The organism is Rhizobacter sp. (genome assembly GCF_035702065.1).
Taxonomy (GTDB): Bacteria; Pseudomonadota; Gammaproteobacteria; order Burkholderiales; family Burkholderiaceae_C; genus Rhizobacter.
In genome coordinates this window covers 1-2,110 of the sequence record NZ_DASSRA010000069.1, presented here as the reverse complement: position 1 = coordinate 2,110, position 2,110 = coordinate 1, and the positions used below count along the sequence as shown (strand labels likewise).

Sequence of the window (2,110 nt, the reverse complement as noted above, 5' to 3'; positions counted from 1 at the left end):
CACATGCCGTAGTTGCCGGCACCGAAGCTGCCGCCGATGATCACGGTGAACTTGGGCACGTTGGCGGTGGCCACCGCCGTCACCATCTTGGCGCCGTGCTTGGCGATGCCTTCGTTCTCGTACTTCTTGCCCACCATGAAGCCGGTGATGTTCTGCAAGAAGATGAGCGGTACCTTGCGCTGGCAGCACAGCTCGATGAAGTGCGCGCCCTTCTGCGCCGACTCGGAGAACAGCACGCCGTTGTTGGCGACGATGCCCACCGGCATGCCCTCGATGTGGGCGAAGCCGGTGACGAGCGTGGTGCCATAGCGCGCCTTGAACTCGTCGAACTCGCTCGCGTCGACGATGCGGGCGATGATCTCGCGCACGTCGAAAGGCTTGCGCGTGTCGGTCGGGATCACGCCGTGCAGCTCGGCCGCATCGAACAGTGGTGCGCGCGGCGCCACGCAGGCCAGCGGCTGCGGCTTCTTCCAGTTGAGGCGAGCGACCGCGTTGCGCGCGATGGCCAGCGCGTGGGTGTCGTTCTGCGCCAGGTGGTCGGCCACGCCCGACAGGCGCGTGTGGACGTCGCCGCCGCCCAGGTCCTCGGCGCTCACCACCTCGCCGATGGACGCCTTCACGAGCGGCGGGCCGGCCAGGAAGATGGTGCCCTGCTCCTTCACGATGATGGATTCGTCGCTCATCGCCGGCACGTAGGCGCCGCCCGCCGTGCACGAGCCCATCACCACCGCGATCTGCGGGATGCCCTGCGCACTCATCTGCGCCTGGTTGAAGAAGATGCGGCCGAAGTGGTCGCGGTCGGGGAAGACCTCGTCCTGGTTGGGCAGGTTGGCGCCGCCGCTGTCGACGAGGTAGATGCAGGGCAGGCGGTTGGCCTGTGCGATCTCCTGCGCGCGCAGGTGCTTCTTCACCGTCATCGGGTAGTAGGTGCCGCCCTTCACCGTGGCGTCGTTGCAGACGATCATGCAGTCGACACCGCTCACGCGGCCGATGCCGGCGATCACGCCCGCGCCCGGCGCGGCGCCGTCGTAGAGGCCGTGGGCGGCGAGCGGCGCCACTTCGAGGAAAGGCGTGTCGGGGTCGAGCAGCATCTCCACGCGGTCGCGCGGCAGCAGCTTGCCCCTTGCCACGTGCTTGGCGCGCGGGCCGTCGCCGCCGCCCTGCGCCATCTGCGCGAGCTTGGCGTTGAGGTCGTCGACCAGCACGCGCATGGCGGCGGCGTTGGCCTTGAAGTCGTCGGAACGGGGGCTGAGCTTGGAGCTGAGTGCGGGCATGCGGTCTCCGGCCGGCTCGGTGGCCGAGCCTGTCTAATTGACGTATACGTCAATTCTAGGGGCGAGCGGGCGATCTCGGCTTGGCCGGCTTGGGTTCCACCGGCCCGCCGGCTTTCTTCCAGGCATCGAAGCCGCCTTCGATGTGGGCGACGTGGGCCAGGCCCATGTCCATCAGCGTCTGCGTGGCCAGGGCCGAGCGCCAGCCCAGCGCACAGAAGAGCACGTACTCCTTGTCCTGCGCCAGCTCCTGGCGGTGGTAGGGCGACTCGGGATCGGCCCAGAACTCCAGCATGCCGCGCGGCGCGTGGAAGGCACCGGGGATGGCGCCTTCGTGCTCCAGCTCGCGCACGTCGCGCACGTCGACGAACTGCACCCCCGGCTGGCCGTGCAGCGCACGGGCCTGTTCCACCGTGTAGGTGGTGACGCGGCCCATGGCTTCGTCGACCAGGGCTTTGGCGGTCTTCTTCATGGCGTGGCTCCTCAGATGCGCCCTTTCTCCAACCAGGGCCGGCTCCATTTGTACACGCCTGCCATTGCCCCACAAGGGCTCGCAGTCAATGCACGCCGCCTAGACTCGGCCGATGGACCGCCCCGTCCGGCTCGACCCCTACCTCGCGATGGCCGGCTACGCCTTCTCGCTGCAGCGCGGCGACCTGCTCAAGCAACGCGGCGAGCCGCTGGCCGCGCGGCGCAACGAGGTCGGTCTGAACGAGATGGACTACGGCGACGTGGTGCTGCGCTTCCAGGACAGCGGCCGGCTCGAAGAGATCACCATCGCCGCACCGGTGCTGCACCTGGGCACGCTCGCCATCCCCTTCGAAAACCTGCAGGCGTTC

2 protein-coding genes and 1 pseudogene are annotated in these 2,110 nt (G+C 68.4%); 1 reads left to right on the top strand and 2 read right to left on the bottom strand.

Annotated elements, in window-relative coordinates:
• A partial coding sequence (locus VFL64_RS03250) for a carboxyl transferase domain-containing protein (RefSeq protein WP_489538948.1) occupies positions 1 to 1,274 on the bottom strand: 1,274 nt, incomplete at its 3' end.
• 55 nt (positions 1,275 to 1,329) lie between these two features.
• Positions 1,330 to 1,743, bottom strand: coding sequence for a rhodanese-like domain-containing protein (locus tag VFL64_RS03245; protein WP_489538947.1), 414 nt, complete (start codon positions 1,741 to 1,743; stop codon positions 1,330 to 1,332).
• Between the two features lie 112 nt (positions 1,744 to 1,855).
• On the opposite strand from VFL64_RS03245, the pseudogene VFL64_RS03240 reads away from it, so the two are divergent.
• Positions 1,856 to 2,110 (top strand): annotated as a pseudogene (locus tag VFL64_RS03240) (hypothetical protein); the annotation flags it as partial.

What these genes read in the sequence shown, in the direction of transcription:
- VFL64_RS03245 (WP_489538947.1), bottom strand. Translation starts at nt 1,743, where the DNA reads ATGAAGAAGACCGCCAAAGCCCTGGTCGACGAAGCCATGGGCCGCGTC.